This window comes from Loktanella sp. D2R18 (genome assembly GCF_003318235.1).
Lineage (GTDB): Bacteria > Pseudomonadota > Alphaproteobacteria > Rhodobacterales > Rhodobacteraceae > Yoonia.
Map to the genome: position 1 here is coordinate 89231 of NZ_QOCG01000011.1, position 19562 is coordinate 108792.

Consider the following 19562-nt stretch of genomic DNA (forward strand, 5'->3'; position numbering starts at 1 on the left):
CATTAACCCATTAATACTTTGTTAAGTGAATTCATGACTAAACTATGTTAAATTTGATTTAAGGCCGCAAGATTTGTAGCACCCGATGTTACCGCATGACAGATGCAGAGGTTCAAATGACTGTTGTTAATGATTTTTCTTTTCGCCGTGACAGCGATATGCCCGGCGCCAATCATCCGGTTTTAACGAGTTTAGAGAGCTACTGGCGCGCGCTGCGACATGCCCGCCACATTCCTGCACGCAATGATATTCGCCCGCATGAGATCGATAGCGCCCTTCCCCATGCCTTTATTTTGCAACGAGTTGCGCCCGGTGTTGCACGTATGCGCGTTGCCGGACAACATTTGCATGATCTGCTTAAAATGGATGCGCGCGGCATGCCTATCAGCACATTTTTTCAGACATCTGCGCGCGATCAAATAGCAGAGCTTGTTGAAAAGGCATTTTCAGAACCTGCGATCATTGCGGTGCCATTGGTCGCGCAAGGGACAATCATCCGCTCACCGCTCTATGGCACGATGCTCTTGTTGCCGCTGCGCGATGAAGAAGGCCAAACAAGCCGCGTGTTAGGCGCAATTGTCACCGAAGGGAACCATGGCAACCGACCGCGTCGATTTGAAATTGACCAAACGGCTCGCACTCGCGTTGACATATTGGGGATCAAACTCGCCACCGCACAAACGATACCTTTGATCGCCAAAGCAAAAGGGCCAGACGCTGAACGCCCGGCCCTTCGCCTTGTGGTCAATAACGGCTGATTAGCCTGCTTTGGCTTGCTGCAACTTGCTGCGGCGGGCCGAAAGCTCTTCAGACACCAAAAACGCCAGTTCAAGAGATTGCGACGCATTCAGGCGCGGATCACAAGCCGTGTGGTAGCGGCTGGATAGATCTTCATCTGTCACAGCGCGGATACCGCCCGTACATTCGGTCACATCCTTACCTGTCATTTCAAAGTGAACGCCGCCCGGCACAGTGCCTTCTGCATTGTGAACCGCAAAGAATTCTTTGACCTCGCGCAGGACGCTATCAAACGGACGAGTTTTGTAACCCGTTGTTGATTTGATCGTGTTGCCATGCATGGCGTCACAGGTCCAAACGACGTTTGCACCTTCTTCTTCGACGGCTTTGATCAGACGCGGCAGGTGTTCGCCGACAGCGCCCGCGCCAAAGCGCGCGATCAGTGTCAAACGGCCAGCTTCGTTTTCGGGGTTCAGCGACGCCATCAATGATTTCAAGTGACCAGATGTCATTGACGGGCCACATTTCAGACCAATCGGGTTTTGTACGCCCTTACAGAATTCAACATGCGCGCCGTCAGGCTGACGCGTCCGGTCGCCGATCCAGATCATGTGACCAGAACCCGCCAGCCACTTGCCCGATGTCGAATCCAAGCGGCACAGCGCTTCTTCATATTCCAACAGCAGTGCTTCGTGGCTGGTGTAGAAATCGACAGTCTGTAGCTCGTGGTTGGTATCCGTTGACAGGCCAGCGGCCTCCATGAAATCAAGCGTGTCGGAAATACGAGCGGCCATGTCGCTGTATTTTTTCACCTCATTGGCGTCCGTAAAGCCCAAAGTCCACTTGTGAACCTCGTGTACGTTGGCGAAACCACCCGTTGAAAACGCGCGCAACAGGTTCAGTGTCGCCGCGGCCTGCATGTAGGCTTGGGACATGCGTTCTGGATCTGGAATGCGCGATTCTGGGGTAAAATCGAACCCGTTGATGATGTCGCCACGGTAGCTGGGCAGTTCCACGCCATCTACAGTTTCTGTTGGTGCCGAACGCGGTTTGGCCATTTGGCCAGCCATTCGGCCAACCTTGACCACAGGCACTTTTGCGCCATAGGTCAGAACCATCGCCATTTGCAGCATCACTTTGAAAGTGTCGCGAATACCATCGGCGCCAAATTCAGAGAAACTTTCTGCGCAATCGCCACCTTGCAACAAAAATGCCTCGCCACGGCTTACCGCGCCCAGTTGTTTCTTCAACTTGCGCGCTTCGCCAGCAAAGACCAAGGGTGGATAACTGGCAAGACGACCTTCAACAGCGCGAAGCGCAGCTGCGTCGGTATAGTCGGGCATCTGAACCCGGGGCTTGTTGCGCCAGTCAGATTTTTGCCAGTTAGTCATTTTCTTGCTCCATTTGCATGATTATTGATCGAAATTTAGACGGCCCGTATAGCGCTAACAACCCCAAGCGCCAATACGAAAGTGAGAAAGCACCGCGAAACATCGTTTCAGGTGCATTTGGGCTTGATCGCGACTGGTAAAACTGGTTCCGTCCTTTGATACTTTTTTCCGGAATCCCGACATGACTACCCAGCCTCAAATCGTCGATGTTGAACACAGCGGTAAACCACGGCATTTTGTCTTTGTTTTGCTCAATGAATTCACGATGCTCAGCTTTGCGGCGGCATTGGAATGCCTGCGGATCGCAAATCGAACATCCGGGAAAACCCTATATACATGGACAATCGTGAACGAAGACGGCGAGGACGCAGTCTGTTCAAACGGCTGTACATTTCGGGTTGAACATAGCCTGAATGAAACCACGCGTGATGACACGATTATGCTGTGCGGCGGGGTGAATGTCCAAAAAGCGACCACCAAACGCATGCTGAACTGGTTGCGCCGCGAGGCGCGCCGTGGTGCCACGATCGCAGGCCTATGCACGGCAGGCTACACGATTGCGAAAGCCGGGCTCTTAGATGGCAAGACCGCCGCCATCCATTGGGAAAATCACGACAGTTTTCTTGAAGAGTTTGAAGATGTCACCCTGACCAAATCTGTGTTTGTCGTGGACGGCAACCGGATTACGGCCGCTGGCGGCACTGCCGCGATTGATCTTATGATCAAACTGATCGCGGATGATCACGGCGAAGATTTGGCCAATGCGGTGGCTGATTTGTTGGTCTATTCGGCCATTCGCACCAGCAAAGACAGCCAGCGTCTGTCGATCCCGACCCGGATCGGTGTGCGCCATCCCAAACTGTCAAGCGTGATCCAAATGATGGAAGCCAATATCGAAGACCCGATCAGCCCCGCCACATTGGCGCGCGACGTCGGCATGTCGACACGTCAGCTCGAACGATTGTTTCGGCGCTATCTGTCACGGAGCCCAAAACGTTACTACATGGAATTACGCCTGCAAAAGGCGCGCAACCTGTTGATGCAAACGGATATGACAGTGATCAATGTCGCGCTTGCTTGCGGCTTTGCCTCTCCGTCGCATTTTTCAAAATGCTACCGGTCACATTACGACACAACACCCTACCGCGAACGTGGTAGCCAAGGGGCGAAAGTTTCGCATTAGAGTATTCGTAAAAACCCCCAAAGCACCGGGACTAGACTAATATGACCACGTTCATTATCTTGGCTTATTTTGCAGCACTTGTCGCCCTAATTCTGGCCCTTCCTGTCTATTTATATAAAACAATCAAGCACTTTTTGCGTGTTTTCATGACGATACACACAAGTAAATCCAGCCCAAAACCCGACGACACTGACTGGCTCAACGCACCCTTCGACGGCGTAGCGACAGAGAAAAAACTAAGGGCGTGGGCTAAAGTCCACTATAAGCACACGCCCACAAATTTACCCAGTGATGCCGAATTCAAGAAGATGGCGATCGCAATGGATGAACTCGTTCAAAAACGTGATACACTCCAAGAGTCTCAGGCAATCGCGGTTACACGCCAACCACGCCGCGATATCGACATCACCACAGCGGGAACCAGTTGGCTTGGTGGGTTACCCGCACTCGGAGACAACGCGTGGCCACTCGGGCGGCAAGGCAGGCCCATGCACCACGTCGCTCAAATTGATCTGCGCACATTAACAGGCTGCAAGGTGCCTGATGACTTTCCTATCACAGGTAGTCTCGCATTTTTCTTGAGCACCGACGACGACTGGCCCTATGAAGGCAAAGTTGTCTACATTTCATCAAATGATCAGCCCCCAACAACTGCCCCGGACAACCTACCAAGGTTATTTGAGGGTCCCAATTGGGGATATCATATCAAAGGTTATACACCGGAAAACGCCCCCCGCACCTTCGCGCGATGGCCTGTGGATATACTTCCCCTGCCCTTAGCAGCCGACACTATGCCAGATCATCCCATCCACAAACAATTGACAGCTGGAAGAAAGGGAAAAATAGGGAATAACCTCTCATGGTACGCGTACCAAAAAGATTTCCCGGGGCTTACCAACATTATTTGGTGGGACACCGCCATTCGGGTGGTAAACTCTTTAATCAATGCCAAAAATCATATCGAAAATTCAATTGCAGGTGCCAAAAGACATGGCAAGAAACAGCTTGAAGAAAACTTGATTGCAGAACAGGATTCGTTTCGAAACTTCGTAGACGAAACTGTCTTGTGGGCGCACGCGCACAGCCCATGGGACCAAATGACCGCAATAGATATCGGGAAATTGAATGATATAGTTTCGCGCGTAACACAACGTCATTCAAGCGGTCCAACGGGCTTCCATATTTTTCGAAACGATTTCGTCAGCAATATAAGCGACCTACGCTACGCTGCAGATGAAACGTTGTGTGCATTGGCCGTAGAGAAACCACATTTCTACGAACTACTACCTGCCCAAATCAAACGCGACATTGACGAAAAACACTTGTTGCCCGGACCACAAAGCTGGCACCAAATGTTCGGTCAGCCCGCCCTCGTACAAGAAGTCGCCATTGACCATTATCACGACTACCTTTTGCTCCAATTAAAATCCGATCACCTGATGAATTGGATGTGGGGTGACGTAGGGAACGTTCACTTTTGGATCGATCCGATCTCGTTAAAAAACCGCGACTGGGACAAGGTCACGGTCACTATGGAAGGTCATTAGGTTCGCACTAGCTTACACATGATTTCTGTACGCGGCATGAAATTAACCTTTCGTTCAGACTTTCCTTTTGAAAACACGCTGATAAGCTGCTGCGCAGGACAACAAGATCCAATTGGGAGTTTAGAAATGAAAAAACTAATGATGGCAACAACCGCCATGACCATGATCGCGAGTGCCGCAATTGCGGAAGACGTGAAAATCGGTGTAATTCTCGGGTTCACCGGCCCGCTTGAATCGATCACACCAGCGATGGGTGCGGGCGCCGAATTGGCGATGGCCGAGGTCAATGATTCCGGTGCGCTACTTGACGGGTCAACCGTGACATCTGTGCGCGGCGATAGCACATGTATCGACAGCGGTGCGGCGACCACTGCTGCAGAACGTCTGGTAACATCCGACAACGTCAACGCTATCATGGGTGCTGACTGTTCCGGTGTGACCGGCGCAATTCTGCAAAACGTGGCGCGTGCGAACGGTGTGGTGATGATTTCACCCTCAGCCACATCACCCGGCCTGTCATCTGCCGAAGATGATGGTCTGTTCTTCCGCACAGCCCCATCAGATGCGCGCCAAGGTGTGATCATCACAAACATCTTGCAAGATCGCGGCGTTGAAGAAGTCGCCCTGACATATACAAATAACGACTACGGCAAAGGTCTGGCTGACGCCTTCCAAGCCGCATTCGAAGAGGCAGGCGGCACGGTCACGATCTCAGCTGCGCACGAAGACGGCAAAGCAGACTATTCAGCTGAAGTTGGCGCATTGGCATCAGCGGGCGGCGAAGTGCTTGTTGTTGCGGGCTATGTTGACCAAGGCGGCTCTGGCGTTGTGCGCTCATCACTTGATTCTGGCGCGTTTGACACGTTCTACTTCCCTGACGGGATGGTTGGCGCAAAGCTAAACGAAAACTTCGGCGCTGAATTGAACGGGTCCTACGGCGCCTACCCCGGCACAGATAGCCCGGGCGCTGCGAAATTCGTTGAACTTGCTGCCGCTGCAGATTTTGACGGTACAGGCGCATTTGCCCCTGAATCATATGATGCTGCCGCACTGATCATGTTGGCGATGCAAGCTGCCGGGTCTAGCGATTCAGCGGATTTCAAAGACCACGTGTTTGATGTTGCAAACGCACCCGGCGTTGAAATCTTCCCGGGTGAACTGGCCAAAGGGCTTGAGCTGCTCGCGGCTGGCGAAGAGATCGACTATGTCGGCGCATCTGCGGTTGAACTCATCGGACCCGGCGAATCTGCGGGTAACTACCAAGAAATCGAATTCGCCGATGGCGAATATGCGACAATCGGCTACCGCTAAATCAGCGTATTAAGACTAGGGCGGCGCGGGAAACTGCGCCGCCTTAACAATAGACATGCCACAAAGGCGTGCGAGGGGAAGATATGATCGTTGTTGAAAATCTGGTGAAAACCTTTGGTGGTTTTCGCGCTGTGGACGGTGCGTCGCTCCGCATTGAAGAAGGATCGATCACCGGATTGATTGGCCCTAACGGCGCTGGAAAAACGACACTTTTCAACGTGATCGCTGGTGTTCTGAAACCAACATCTGGGCGTGTGACCATGATGGGCGAAGACATCACAGGTCTGCCGCCGCATGAATTGTTCCACAAAGGTCTGCTGCGTACGTTTCAAATCGCACATGAATTTTCATCCATGACGGTTCGGGAAAACCTGATGATGGTGCCCGGTGCACAGTCTGGTGAGACACTTTGGAACGCTTGGTTTGGCCGCAAAGGTATTGCCGAAGAAGAGCGCGCATTGCGGGCCAAGGCCGACGAAGTGCTTGAATTTCTGACCATCGATCACCTGAAAGACGAAAAAGCAGGAAACCTGTCCGGCGGGCAGAAAAAGCTGCTCGAACTCGGCCGCACCATGATGGTCGACGCCAAGATTGTGTTTTTGGATGAAGTCGGCGCAGGCGTAAACCGCACCCTGCTGAATACCATTGGCGATGCCATTATTCGCCTGAACAAAGAACGCAACTACACCTTTGTGGTGATTGAACACGATATGGATTTCATTGGCCGCCTTTGCGATCCCGTAATATGCATGGCCGAGGGCCGCGTTTTGGCCGAAGGCACGTTAAGCGAAATCAAAGCCAACGAACAGGTGATCGAGGCTTATCTCGGCACCGGATTAAAAAACAAAGATAAGGTCATGATATGAAATTCTTATTTACAGTTTTGCTGGGCGCAATTTTGGGCGCAGCCGGCGCATTTTACTACATCTATCTTTATCACGCAGACGCGACCGAACAGGCGCTCATGCGTGACACGATCACCACCTATCTGCCCTTCCTGTCGGAGTATATTAACCCGTGAACGACCCGTTTCTGATCGGCGATGCCATGACCGGCGGGTATGGCAAAGGTCCTGATATTTTGCATGGCTGCACCATTGCCGCCGAAAAAGGCGAAATCGCCGTGATCGTTGGCCCCAATGGGGCTGGCAAATCCACCGCGATGAAAGCCCTATTTGGCATGTTGAATGTAAATTCAGGCTCTGTCCGGTTAGATGGCGAAGACATCACGGCGCTTTCACCGCAAGAGCGCGTGGTGAAAGGCATGGGGTTTGTGCCGCAAACCTCCAATATCTTTACGTCAATGACGGTTGAAGAAAACCTAGAGATGGGTGCCTTTATCCGCCGTGATGATTTCAGCGATACGATGACGCAGATCTATGATCTGTTCCCAATCCTGAAAGAAAAGCGCAATCAAGCTGCTGGCGAATTGTCGGGCGGCCAACGCCAGCAAGTCGCCGTTGGCCGCGCCCTGATGACCCAGCCCAAAGTGCTGATGCTGGATGAACCAACCGCAGGCGTGTCGCCCATCGTCATGGACGAGCTTTTTGACCGCATCATTGAGGTCGCCCGCACCGGCATCCCAATCCTGATGGTCGAACAAAACGCACGACAAGCGCTTGAAATCGCAGACAAAGCCTATGTTTTGGTACAAGGGCGGAATGCGCATACTGGGACGGGCAAAGAGTTATTGGCGGACGAAGAAGTACGGCGGAGTTTCTTGGGCGGATGAGAAATGTCTTAAGCGCCTTAACACTCGTCATGCTCGCGCCATCAAGTGCGTTGGCCGTTGTTGATAACTATACCGAATGCAAAACGATCATGGGGTTCGTCGTTGAACTGGAGCAGACAGATTATGCTGTTCCCGCTGGAAGTGAGTTCACCATAGTTCACAGCCATGCGCCGACAGAAGCGCAGTTCTCAGAGCAATATATCGCCTATGAAAGTCAACTTCTACGCAAGGTTGAACTTGAAGTTGAGCCCGGTGAACAGACTGTGCCGATGGTGCTCGTCGATGTGATTTACAACTTTCCATATCCGCAAGGCGCCAATTCAGTTGCAGTCTATGACATGACAGTGCGCGAATTCCACACAAGCGACGATTTAATGCGCGATGGATTGTTTAGCGTTCCCCTCAATTGTTACCCAGTTAGTGGATTGTACTAATGGACTATCTTAATGCCCTTGTGGCCTTCTTGAATTTCGTTTTTGTGCCGGGCCTTGCATACGGTGCGCAGCTCGCCATTGGGGCGCTGGGTGTCACCTTGATTTATGGCATTTTGCGGTTTTCAAACTTTGCCCATGGCGACACGATGGCCTTTGGCACGGCGATGACAATTATTGGAACCAATGCGCTTTTGGCGTTGGGGATCACCTTTGGCCCCTTGCCGACCGCACTGCTCGCCCTGCCCTTTGGCATTGGCGCAACCATCCTTTTGGTGCTGTTCACCGATTGGCTGGTCTATAAATTCTACCGCGATCAAAAAGCCAAACCTGTGATCCTTGTTATCGTGTCGATGGGCGTGATGTTTGTGATGAACGGTGTTGTCCGCTTTATCATCGGGGTGCGGGATATCCGCTTTGCCGATGGCGAACGGTTCTTGATCACGGCGCGTGAATTCAAGGACATGACAGGGCTGCGTGAAGGGCTGGCGATCAAGACCACACAAGCGATCACCGTTGTTGTCGCGCTCATCGCGATGGCGCTACTGTTTTGGTTCCTCAACAAGACCCGCACCGGCAAATCCATGCGCGCGTTTTCTGATAACGAAGATCTCGCACTGCTATCGGGCATTAACCCTGATTGGGTGGTCAAGGTCACTTGGATGATTGTCGCCGCACTCGCGACTACAGCGGGTGTGCTGTACGGGTTGGATAAGTCTTTCAAAGCATTCACCTATTTCCAACTGCTGCTGCCGATCTTTGCTGCCGCCATCGTTGGCGGGTTAGGCAACCCATTGGGCGCCATCGCGGGCGGTTTTGTTATTGCGTTTAGCGAAGTCACAATCACCTATGCGTGGAAAAAGGTGCTGGTGTACCTGATGCCCGAAAGCCTTGAGCCTGACGGGCTCGTGCAGTTGATGTCGACCGATTACAAATTTGCGGTCAGCTTTGCGATCTTGATCATCGTGCTGCTGTTTAAACCCACCGGCCTATTCAAGGGGCAATCCGTATGAACCCTGCATTGAAAAATTCGCTACTGTTTGGCCTCGTCGCCGTTTTGCTGATTGGCACGGGGTTTGTGCAAGGTTGGAACTCTGCCTTGTTCATCCTGAACATGGGGCTGGTGTCTGCAATCTTGGCCTTGGGCGTGAACCTGCAATGGGGGTTTGCCGGGCTGTTTAATATCGGCGTGATGGGGTTTGTGGCACTTGGTGGCTTGGCAACGGTTTTGGTCGGCATGCCCCCCGTGGGCGAGGCATGGTCCGCAGGCGCGTTCCAAGTCTTTGCAGGGCTTGCACTGGGCGCAGGCACTGTTGTTGGCGCGGTTTTCTTACGCAAAAAACTGACCGGCCGCGCGCGGACATTTGGCACGCTCGCTGTTTTGATCGTCGGGTTTTTTGTCTTTCGCGCCGTGTTTGATGCAGGCGTTGCGGCAGTCGAGGCCGTGAACCCTGCGCTGACCGGAAACCTAGGCGGGATCAACATCTTTGGCCCGCACCGCAATGCCGCCGGCATGCTGCTTCCTGACTATTTCATCCTACTGGCTTGGCCTATGGGTGGGCTCTTGGCAGCTGGTGCGGCCTGGATCATCGGGAAAACGGCGCTGGGGCTGCGGTCGGATTATCTTGCGATTGCGACGCTGGGCATTGCAGAAATCATCATCGCCATAATGAAAAACGAAGACTGGTTGGCGCGTGGTGTTAAAAACGTCAACGGTCTACCGCGCCCTGTGCCTTACGAGGTGACATTGCAAAGCGATCCGGGCTTTATTGCGCGCGCCGCGAGTTTCGGTATGGACCCGGTCACAGCATCCACGATCTATACAAAGCTGTGTTATTCCGTGCTATTCGCCACCGTTCTGCTGATCCTGCTATGGCTCGCGCAGAAGGCGCTCAACAGCCCGTGGGGACGCATGATGCGTGCGATCCGCGACAATGAAACCGCGGCCCAAGCCATGGGCAAAAACGTCACCGCGCGGCATTTGCAGATTTTCATTCTGGGGTCCGCGATCTGCGGCATTGCGGGGGCGATGATGACCACGCTGGATGGGCAACTAACGCCAACATCCTATCAACCGTTGCGCTTTACCTTCTTGGTTTGGGTGATGGTGATCGTGGGTGGTTCGGGCAATAACTTTGGTGCGGTTTTGGGCGGGATGCTGATCTGGTGGCTGTGGGTGCAGGTCGAACCGATGGGTCTTTGGTTCATGAACTTACTGACCAGCGGTCTTGCGGATGGCAGCCCACTCAAAGAACACATGATCGAATCTGCCGCGCATATGCGGCTACTGACGATGGGTGTTGTTCTGCTGTTGGTGCTGCGGTTTAGCCCACGTGGGTTGATCCCTGAACGCTAGCTTGTTCTTTGGCACAGCATTGGTACAACGGGGTCACCCTATTACCCCGAGGATCCCATGGCGCTGATTTTCCGCTGGCTCATCCGGCTTACAACTGCACTGGTTTTCCTGTGCGTTGCGGCTATTTCATTGGCCTATTACTTCGCGTCGCGGTCATTGCCTGACTACAACGCACAGGCCGATGTTGATGGAATCAGCGAAACGATTGAGATCGTACGCGACAACGCCAATGTGCCGCATATCTTCGCCGCTAACGATGATGACGCATTTTTCGCGCTTGGCTATGCCCATGCCCAAGATCGGCTTTGGCAGATGACAATGTTACGCCGCACGGTACAGGGGCGATTGTCGGAGTTGTTTGGTGAACGCACCGTCGATATTGACGAGGTCATGCGCCGCTATGATCTTTATAATCTTTCTGTTGCCTCAGTCGCCGCACAAGATGCGCAAACGCTGGACGCCTTGGATGCTTATTCCGCAGGTGTGAACGCATGGTTGAATGAGGTGAACGCAGGCGCGCGCGGGCGTGGTGCGCCAGAAATGTGGTTGTTCAGCCATCCGGTGTCACCGTGGCAGCCTGCTGATTCAATTGCGATTATGAAGCTGATGGCACTACAGCTTTCGCCACACCTTGAAAACGAAGTTTTGCGCGCCCGGACATCGCTGCTGATTGATCCCGAGCGGCTGGCCGATATCATGCCCGATGATCCCACCAGCGGCATTGCCGCCCTGCCCGCCTTTGCCAGTTTGGTGCCCGGCCTCGCCCCATATAGCCCCGACACGCGTATGGCCGCTGACCCGCTCTCGCCCTTTCATCCGCCTGACCTTGCTGGCGCTTCCAATGCTTGGGCCGCCAATGCATCCCGTTCCGCAACAGGATCAACACTGCTTGCCAATGATCCCCATTTGGGGCTGACCGCGCCGACAATCTGGTATCTCGCGCGGCTTGAACTTGAAACTGGCGGTGTGATTGGTGCGACTATTCCGGGGATGCCGCTTGTTCTTTCAGGGCGTGGCGACGGTATCGGCTGGGGGATCACCGCGGCATATGTCGATGACGTTGATATTCTCATCGAAGAGATCAACCCCGATGATCCCACCCAATACCGCGCACCTGATGGCTGGGCATCATTTCGGACGCGCGACAGTATCATTAACATCAAAGACGCGCCCGCCGTCACCCTGAGTCTGCGCTGGACGGCAAATGGCCCTGTCATGCCCGGCAATCAGTTTAACCTTGGGGCAGTCACACCGCCGGGGCATGTAACCTCTATCGCGTGGAGCGCACTTTCAGACCGCGATACATCCATTTCGGCAGCGATGGGGATTATGCACGCGCGCACCGTCAACGAAGCCATTCGCGCAGGCGAGACATTTATTGCACCAGCATTGAACCTGACCATTGCCGATCGCAACAGGATCGCGATGAAAACAATTGGGGCACTGCCCGCACGTGATGCAAACCACCAAAGCCAAGGGCGGTACCCTTCCTTTGGCTATTTGCCACAAAACCGCTGGCAAGGCCGGTTCGCCTATTCCGACAACCCGATATTCCTAAACCCCGAAGGCGGCATTATCGGCAATACCAACAATAAAACCGTCGACCGCCCATTCCCGCATCACTTATCATTCCTCTGGGGTGATACACAGCGTATCAACCGCTGGCGGCTGCTTATGCAAGCACGCGAAGTTCACACACGCGATAGCTTTATCGAGGCGCAGCAAGACACCGTCAGCTTTACCGCGCGCACGCTTTCTGCACTCATGGGGGCTGATCTGTGGTTCACCGGCGACGCCGCCCCCGAAGGCACACCCGCGCGGCAACGCCAAATCGCGCTTGATCTATTGTCGGCGTGGAATGGTGAAATGAACGAACACCTGCCTGAACCGCTGATTTATGCAGCCTGGGTACGTGCGGTCCAGCAACGGTTGATCCGAGACGAATTAGGCCCGCTCGCGGCCGCCTATACCCATGTCGACCCGGTGTTCATTGAACGCGTGTTCCGCGATATCGACGGGGCTGGCGTCTGGTGCGACGTTATCCAATCCGCGCCTGTCGAAACCTGCACCGATATTGCTAGGCAATCAATGGATGACGCGATTGTCTGGATCACCGAAAACCACGGCACCGCAATCGAGGCCGTGCGCTGGGGCGACGCCCATGTCGCGACCCATGACCATCCTGTGCTAGGGAAAACGCCGCTGTTGCATTGGTTTGTGAACCTGCGCCAATCGACAAGCGGTGGCGACAACACCTTGCAACGCGGCAAAACATCCGGCGTTGGGCCTGATCCATTTCAAAACGTGCATGCGGCGGGCTATCGTGGGGTCTATGATTTCGCGGACCCTGACAGTTCAGTCTTTGTGACAGGCACCGGGCAGTCAGGGCATCCGCTATCGCGCTACTACGACAACCTTGGCGAACTATGGCGGCGCGGCGAATACATCCCCATGTCACTTGACCCGGCATTGGCACGGGCGGCTGCGGTTGGGGTGACTGTATTGACACCTGCGCACTAAGTATGCGCGCCGTCGCTACGATATGTTGGGCGGCTTGCCGTGAAATTCAACGTACAGATCTTGCAACCGTGGCGGCATAATATGCCAGATAGGTTTCGCGCGCGTCGGCGGAACCTGCCAAAACAGGTTTTCAACAAATGAATTATCAATGCACGCCCGCACCTCAGCGCTGCCAGTCCCCCAGTGACCATCAAAAAACTTGAAAACACCACTGATTTTTGCGTCAAAGTCTGAAGTGTCCATGCGTGAATTCAGGAAGCGCGCAAGGTCTTCGAACCACAAATGAAGCAGTGGATCCCCCTCATGGCTCCAAACTTCAGCATGTAGAGCATCTGTTGCCTCGGCAATTTCGACAAAACTTTCGCGAAAACCGGCATAGAGTTCCCTAACTTTCATGCCGCCTCCCTTGGCGCTCATCTGCACCGGACTAAAGCCGCGCGAACCGTTCGCGTTGTAGCTCTGTCCAGAATACAGTCAGATCATAGCCGGTGTCCGTTTGTACTTCATCGGTCACGATCCCCGCATCGAAAAGCCAAGCGCGTTTGCGGCCCTCTGCAAAGCTGAGTGTGATGTCCGCCACAGACCGAGGGTCCTTGAGCTTATCAGGGATACGCGCCAATAGCGCATCCATACCCTCGCCGGTGATCGCCGAAACGGCAAATAGATCATCGGTGCGTTCGGCCTGCGTGACCATCGCGTCGTGGTCTTCGGGCGACAACAGATCAATCTTATTCCAGACCTCGATGATCGGCGCCTCTTCGGCGACCCCAAGGCTTTGCAGGATTGTCATTACGTCTTGTGATTGTTCTTCGGTCTGTTCGTGGCTGATGTCGCGGACGTGCACGATCAGATCTGCGTCTAACACTTCTTCGAGCGTCGCCCGGAAGGCCGCGACGAGTTCTGTCGGCAGATCACTGATGAACCCAACCGTGTCGGACATGATGACCTCATCACCTGTGGGCAAGACGATCTTGCGCATGGTCGGGTCAAGCGTCGCAAATAGCATGTCTTTGGCGAATACTTCAGCCCCGGTCAGACGATTGAACAGGGTTGATTTTCCAGCGTTGGTATAACCGACAAGGGCAACAATCGGGAAAGGTACCTTTGCCCGCGACGCACGGTGCAATTCGCGGGTTTTGACGACCTTCGCCAGCTGGCGGCGTAAGCGGCCCAACTGTTCGTCAATTGCGCGGCGGTCAGCCTCGATCTGGGTTTCACCGGGGCCGCCGACAAACCCAAGCCCACCACGTTGGCGTTCAAGGTGAGTCCAAGCCCGCACGAGCCGGGTACGCTGATACGACAGCGCCGCCATTTCGACCTGCAACACCCCTTCCGAGGTGCGTGCGCGATCGCTAAAGATTTCCAAGATCAACCCGGTGCGGTCTAACAGCTTTACACCCCAGTCTTTTTCAAGATTGCGTTGCTGTACTGGTGTCACGGGACCGTCGATCAGGACCAATTCGACATCATTGGCTTTGAAAACGGCTTTTAGCTCTTCGATTTTACCTTTGCCAAATAACTTGCCGGGGTGGATTTTTGGCAATCGGACAATATCCGCGCCAACAACATCCAAGTCCGGAAGCGCAGCCGCGAGCGACACCCCCTCTTCAAGCGCGGGGCCAGCGGCACGGCGGGAATGATCGGATTTGAGATCAGGGTGAAGAACCCAAGCCCGTGTGACCGGGCGATCATGTTCGAGCAACGCTATTCTTCGCCTTCATACAGGCTGATCGGCTGCGACGGCATAATGGTCGAAATCGCGCTTTTATAGACCAGTTGCGCCTGACCATCGCGACGTAACAGCACACAAAAACTATCAAACCAAGTGATAACACCTTGCAACTTGACGCCATTTACCAAGAATATCGTGACCGGAATTTTGGCCTTACGCACATGGTTTAGGAATGCATCTTGCAGATTTGCTTTGTCGGCGGCCATTGTGACACCCTTTTTTTGTTATTGTGGCCATGCAATTGGCCCCCACTGTTACCGTCACTATGTCGTGGTGATCCTTAAGTTTCCAGCCCAAAATCGAAATCAAAATCGATGCGTGTCACCTGCGCCAGATTTCGGGGTTAAACAGCGCAATAATCGCCAATGTCTCGAGACGCCCCAAGACCATCGCCGCCGCAAGAATGATTTTCGCGCCGTCTGGAATACCTGAATAAGCAATCGGCACTTCGGCTGCGACCGCCGCCAATGGCCCAGTGGTTGATAAGGCAGATACCGCCAGCACCATTGAGGTTTCAAACTGCACCCCTGTCAGCGACATTAAGGTCATCACTGCAGCAATGCTAAGCGCAAAAAGCATGAAGAAAATCCATGAGATATAGGCACCTTGCTTACGGATACGCCGCGCCTCGCGCCCGCCGCCGCCAATGGACGACGGGTGCAAAAGCCGTTCTTGCTCGCGTTCGCTGTGCCGAAATAGCGCATAAATCCGCAAAAGCTTGACTCCACCGGCCGTTGTCGCAACCCCGCCCCCGATTAACGCCATGCCCGTCAGAAACAGCCCCGGTGTGCGCAGCCCTGACCACCACGTCGCCCCGTCCCAAAAACGCGATTCAAATCCAGTGGTCGTCAAAAACGACGTCACAGTGAACAACGTCCCCCAAAGCGCAGAACCCGTCTGCTGTAGCGTGACAATGGTCTGTCGATCAGTCGCGGCAACGAAATGACGCAAAAACAACCCCGCAGTGACCAAGCCGATCAAAACAAGCGCTGTGCGGAATTCAGGGTCCCGGCGCAGCCCTTGGCCACCTTCACCGATCATCCCCCGACTATATGTCAATCGCGACAAGGCGAATATGAAAAAGCCAAAGATCAAAACCTCGCCCCAAAAACCAGAGCCCGCGTAGTATAGACCGTTGATTGGCGAAATCCCCGATGTCGCCAATATCGACATCGCATGACACAGCGCGATGTAGGGCACTTCGCCCATGACAACGAGCCCGAGCCATAGCAAAAATGTCAGTGCGGTATATAGCGGCGCAAGCTTAAGCGTAAAGCGCACCAACCGTTCCGAAGGATCAGCAATACGCGTGATCTGAGACAGGCCCGCCGCCGCGCCTGTGCCAATATTCGCGGTCGCACGTACTTCGAACCCGCCAAGGTTCATTGGGGCGAAAATGGATACGGCGGTCACCCAGATCAGCAACCCGCCAAGCCAGCCAACCAAAGCACGCCATAAATGCAGCGACGGGGTAAGCCGCCCATAGGTGTCGTAAAGTGTGGCCCCCGTGGTGGTGAAGCTGGAAACCATTTCGAACCACGCGTTCAGATAGGTCGTGTTCCCGACCGCCTCGTAAAACGGCACGGCAAAGATCAATGGCAGCACCGTAAAAGCCGCCAAAAGCCCTATTAGTTGACTGCGCGCCACGTTCACGGGCGCATAGCCTGCCGTCGCCAGCCCAACGATCAGTGTCAGGATTGAAAACAGTATAAATCCGTAAAAGAACACGCGCATCGCTGTGAAATCTTCGACGACGACACCATGCGCGGCGGGCACCAGCATCGCCAATGACCCGAGCCCCATCAACACCACAAAAAAAGGAAGCTTAACGATCCAATTCATTAGAAGAAATCAATCGAAACCTGCAACAGACGCTCGACTTCAGGCACGTCTGGGCTCATGGCGAAGATGGCAATCACATCGCCCTCTTCAATACGCGTGTCTCCGGTTGGTTTGAGGAACTTGCCTTGTTTGATCAGCCCGCCGATCTTGGTGCCTTCGGGGAAATCAATTTCTTTGATCAGTTGCCCCGCGATCGGCGATGTTCCCAACACTTGGGCTTCGATCACTTCGGCTTCGGCGTCCCCGATCGAGTAAACCGCACGCACGCGCCCATGGCGGATATGACGCAAGATTGAACTCACGGTTGTGGCGCGCGGGTTGATATAGGCATCAATATTAAGCGGCGTCATCAAGGGCACAAGCGTCGGATCATTGACCAAACAAATCGCCATCGGGCAACCGAGCTCTTTCGCACGCACAGAGACCAAAATATTCGTCTTATCGTCGTCGGTCACGGCGAGTACGGCATCAGCGGTGCCGATATTGGCTTCTTCAAGCAAACCCGAGTTCAGCCCATCCCCATGCAATACAATGGTGCGGTCCAGCGCATCGGCAGCTTTTTCGGCAATACTACGGTCTTTCTCGATCACTTTGACGCGGACGCGTTCAGTGCGCGCTTCAAGCGCCTGCGCAACCCCCAGACCAACATTCCCGCCACCAATAATGACGATACGCTCTTGTTTTGAATGGGTTTTGCCGAAAATTTCAAGCGTGCGCGTCGCATCTTCGGTGATCGCAAAAATATAGCATTCGTCACCCGCAAAAATCTGATCACCCGCCGAAGGTACAAATAGAACGCCATCGCGGCGAATCCCGACGACCACGGCACGCAGGGTTGAAAACAGGTCAGTCAGTTGGCGCAGCGGCGTGTTGATGACAGGGCAATCCTCATCAATTGTAATCCCCAATAGTTGCGCCCGTCCTTCAAGAAAACTTTCCGTGTCAAATGCGGCAGGCGCTGCCAACCTTTGCAGCGCGGCCTCGGCGACTTCCTTTTCGGGTGAAATCACAACATCAATTGGCAGGTGGTCCCGGCGGTATAGATCCGAATAGATCGCATCAAGATAGCTTTGCGCACGCAATCGTGCGATTTTCCGTTGGACTGCAAAAACAGAGTGGGCCACTTGGCAGGTGACCATGTTCACCTCGTCTGAATGGGTGGCCGCGATAATCATATCAGCATCGCGTGCGCCCGCACGGTCCAGTACATCCGGATAGCTTGCGTGCCCCGCAATCCCTTGCACGTCCAATGTATCTGTGGCGCGGCGCACCAGTTCGGGATTGTTATCAACAACCGTCACATCGTTCTTTTCCCCCGACAAATGTCGGGCGATCTGCCAGCCAACTTGGCCTGCGCCGCAAATGATAACCTTCATTCTGCGTCTTCCTCGATGTAAGCAACGCGACCGCCCGCCTTGTTCGAAGTTACCACGCCCAACGATTTTAACTTACGATGCAGCGCAGAGCGCTCCATTCCGACAAAGGTTGCGGTACGACTAATATTACCGCCAAAGCGGTTAATCTGGGTCAGCAGATATTCGCGTTCAAATAGTTCACGCGCTTCACGCAGTGGCAGGGTTGCTAGGCCGCCCGCCAGAACAATCCGTCCTTCGTCACTGCCACCGCTTTCATCACCTGTTGGCAATTCTCGCGCCGTGATGTCACCCGAATTTTCACCAAGAATTAGAACGCGCTCGACGACATTCTTAAGCTGGCGCACATTGCCAGGCCAAACCATCGTTTGCAGCAAGGCCCGCGCATCATCAGCAAGCTTGCGCAAAGGTAAACCTTGAGCCTTGTTAAAGACCTCGATGAAATGCTCGGCCAAGACTGGGATATCTTCGCGCCGCTCTTCCAAAGATGGCACCTCAATCGGCACAACATTCAGACGGTGATATAGCTCTTCGCGGAATGTTCCCACCTCAATCGCGGTAGGTAGATCGCGGTTGGTACTCGACACGACGCGTAAATCAACTTGGATTTTGTCGCTGCCGCCCACCCGCTGGAACCGCTGATCAACCAAAACACGCAGAATTTTTGACTGTGTTCCCAGTGGCATATCAGCGATTTCATCGAAATAGATCACGCCGCCATTGGCTTCTTCTAACAACCCGGGTTCAACGCCGCGCGCGCTGTCTTCGCGCCCAAATAGCACTTCCTCCATCCGGTCAGGTTCAATCGAGGCAGAGTTGACTGTGACAAATGGCGCGCCTGAACGGTTCGAATGCGCATGAATGTAGCGCGCCGCAATTTCCTTGCCGACGCCTGCAGGGCCAGTCAGCATTACCCGCCCGTTCGATTTGGTCACCTTATCAAGCTGAGATTTCAGCAAACGAAACGCCGCACTATCGCCAAGCATATCCGCACTTGCCACATCACCACGTTTCAGCGCGACATTCTCGCGGCGCAGCCGAGATGTCTCCATTGCGCGTCGAATTACAACAAGCAACTGGTCGATATTAAACGGCTTTTCAATAAAGTCGTAAGCACCTTGTTTGATCGCCGCGACCGCAATTTCAATGTTGCCATGCCCAGAAATGATCACGACGGGAATGTCAGGATTGTCGCGTTTAACGGTTTTGAGGATATCAATGCCGTCCATCCCGCTGTCCTTGAGCCAAATATCAAGGATCATCAGCGCCGGCGGGGCTTTTGCGATTTCGGCCATGCAGGCGTCAGATGTACCTGCCAGCCGGGTTGTATAGCCTTCATCAATCAGAATATCCGAAATCAGTTCCCGGATATCGCGTTCGTCGTCGGTGATTAGAATATCGCCCATG

18 protein-coding genes are annotated in these 19562 nt (G+C 53.9%); 11 read left to right on the top strand and 7 right to left on the bottom strand.

The window, feature by feature from the left end:
* The first annotated feature begins 95 nt into the window (after window positions 1–95).
* Complete coding sequence (locus DS901_RS07070) at window positions 96–758, top strand: PAS domain-containing protein (protein WP_258546673.1); 663 nt, start codon at window positions 96–98, stop codon at window positions 756–758.
* Here the strand turns inward: DS901_RS07070 and DS901_RS07075 are convergent, their stop codons facing one another.
* Window positions 759–2129 carry a class II 3-deoxy-7-phosphoheptulonate synthase gene (locus tag DS901_RS07075; protein WP_113776236.1) on the bottom strand — a complete coding sequence of 457 codons (1371 nt, stop codon included), beginning with the start codon at window positions 2127–2129 and terminating at the stop codon, window positions 759–761. It lies immediately after the preceding gene.
* Window positions 2130–2310: 181 nt separating this feature from the next.
* Between DS901_RS07075 and DS901_RS07080 the strand changes: the two genes are divergently transcribed.
* The 10 genes from DS901_RS07080 (at window position 2311) to DS901_RS07120 (ending at window position 13208) form a co-directional block, all read left to right on the top strand.
* Window positions 2311–3312, top strand: coding sequence for a GlxA family transcriptional regulator (locus DS901_RS07080; protein WP_113776237.1), 1002 nt, complete (start codon window positions 2311–2313; stop codon window positions 3310–3312).
* Window positions 3313–3353: 41 nt separating this feature from the next.
* Window positions 3354–4859: a DUF1963 domain-containing protein gene (locus DS901_RS07085; protein WP_113776238.1), complete on the top strand. Its 1506-nt coding sequence runs from the start codon at window positions 3354–3356 to the stop codon at window positions 4857–4859.
* Between the two features lie 126 nt (window positions 4860–4985).
* A complete protein-coding gene (locus DS901_RS07090; protein ID WP_113776527.1) occupies window positions 4986–6170 on the top strand; it encodes an ABC transporter substrate-binding protein in 1185 nt (394 codons plus the stop codon).
* A gap of 83 nt (window positions 6171–6253) precedes the next feature.
* Window positions 6254–7036 carry an ABC transporter ATP-binding protein gene (locus DS901_RS07095; RefSeq protein WP_113776239.1) on the top strand — a complete coding sequence of 261 codons (783 nt, stop codon included), beginning with the start codon at window positions 6254–6256 and terminating at the stop codon, window positions 7034–7036.
* Window positions 7033–7191, top strand: coding sequence for a hypothetical protein (locus tag DS901_RS18705; protein ID WP_181820801.1), 159 nt, complete (start codon window positions 7033–7035; stop codon window positions 7189–7191). The genes DS901_RS07095 and DS901_RS18705 overlap by 4 nt, the downstream gene beginning before the upstream one ends.
* The gene (locus DS901_RS07100; protein WP_113776240.1) at window positions 7188–7901 is read left to right on the top strand and encodes an ABC transporter ATP-binding protein; all 714 of its coding nucleotides are present in this window, start codon (window positions 7188–7190) and stop codon (window positions 7899–7901) included. Before DS901_RS18705 ends, DS901_RS07100 begins: the two co-directional genes overlap by 4 nt.
* 29 nt (window positions 7902–7930) lie before the next feature.
* Window positions 7931–8335 (top strand): hypothetical protein, encoded by a 405-nt coding sequence (locus tag DS901_RS07105; protein WP_113776241.1) that lies wholly within the window; start codon window positions 7931–7933, stop codon window positions 8333–8335.
* Window positions 8335–9345, top strand: coding sequence for a branched-chain amino acid ABC transporter permease (locus tag DS901_RS07110; protein WP_113776242.1), 1011 nt, complete (start codon window positions 8335–8337; stop codon window positions 9343–9345). The genes DS901_RS07105 and DS901_RS07110 overlap by 1 nt, the downstream gene beginning before the upstream one ends.
* A complete protein-coding gene (locus tag DS901_RS07115; RefSeq protein ID WP_113776243.1) occupies window positions 9342–10688 on the top strand; it encodes a branched-chain amino acid ABC transporter permease in 1347 nt (448 codons plus the stop codon). Before DS901_RS07110 ends, DS901_RS07115 begins: the two co-directional genes overlap by 4 nt.
* A gap of 57 nt (window positions 10689–10745) precedes the next feature.
* Complete coding sequence (locus DS901_RS07120; protein WP_113776244.1) at window positions 10746–13208, top strand: penicillin acylase family protein; 2463 nt, start codon at window positions 10746–10748, stop codon at window positions 13206–13208.
* 15 nt (window positions 13209–13223) lie between these two features.
* On the opposite strand, the gene DS901_RS07125 is transcribed toward DS901_RS07120, so the two are convergent.
* The 6 genes from DS901_RS07125 to ntrX form a co-directional block, all read right to left on the bottom strand.
* Window positions 13224–13625, bottom strand: coding sequence for a DUF7674 family protein (locus tag DS901_RS07125; RefSeq protein WP_147249881.1), 402 nt, complete (start codon window positions 13623–13625; stop codon window positions 13224–13226).
* Between the two features lie 10 nt (window positions 13626–13635).
* On the bottom strand, window positions 13636–14910 hold the full coding sequence (gene hflX / locus DS901_RS07130) for a GTPase HflX (RefSeq protein WP_113776246.1): 1275 nt from the start codon (window positions 14908–14910) through the stop codon (window positions 13636–13638).
* 2 nt (window positions 14911–14912) lie between these two features.
* Window positions 14913–15146, bottom strand: a complete 234-nt coding sequence (gene hfq / locus DS901_RS07135) for an RNA chaperone Hfq (RefSeq protein WP_090198185.1) — start codon at window positions 15144–15146, stop codon at window positions 14913–14915.
* Between the two features lie 115 nt (window positions 15147–15261).
* Window positions 15262–16782: a TrkH family potassium uptake protein gene (locus tag DS901_RS07140; RefSeq protein ID WP_113776247.1), complete on the bottom strand. Its 1521-nt coding sequence runs from the start codon at window positions 16780–16782 to the stop codon at window positions 15262–15264.
* Window positions 16782–18158 (bottom strand): Trk system potassium transporter TrkA, encoded by a 1377-nt coding sequence (gene trkA / locus DS901_RS07145; protein ID WP_113776248.1) that lies wholly within the window; start codon window positions 18156–18158, stop codon window positions 16782–16784. Before trkA ends, DS901_RS07140 begins: the two co-directional genes overlap by 1 nt.
* Window positions 18155–19561, bottom strand: a complete 1407-nt coding sequence (gene ntrX / locus DS901_RS07150) for a nitrogen assimilation response regulator NtrX (RefSeq protein ID WP_113776528.1) — start codon at window positions 19559–19561, stop codon at window positions 18155–18157. Before ntrX ends, trkA begins: the two co-directional genes overlap by 4 nt.
* Window position 19562: the final 1 nt, after the last annotated feature.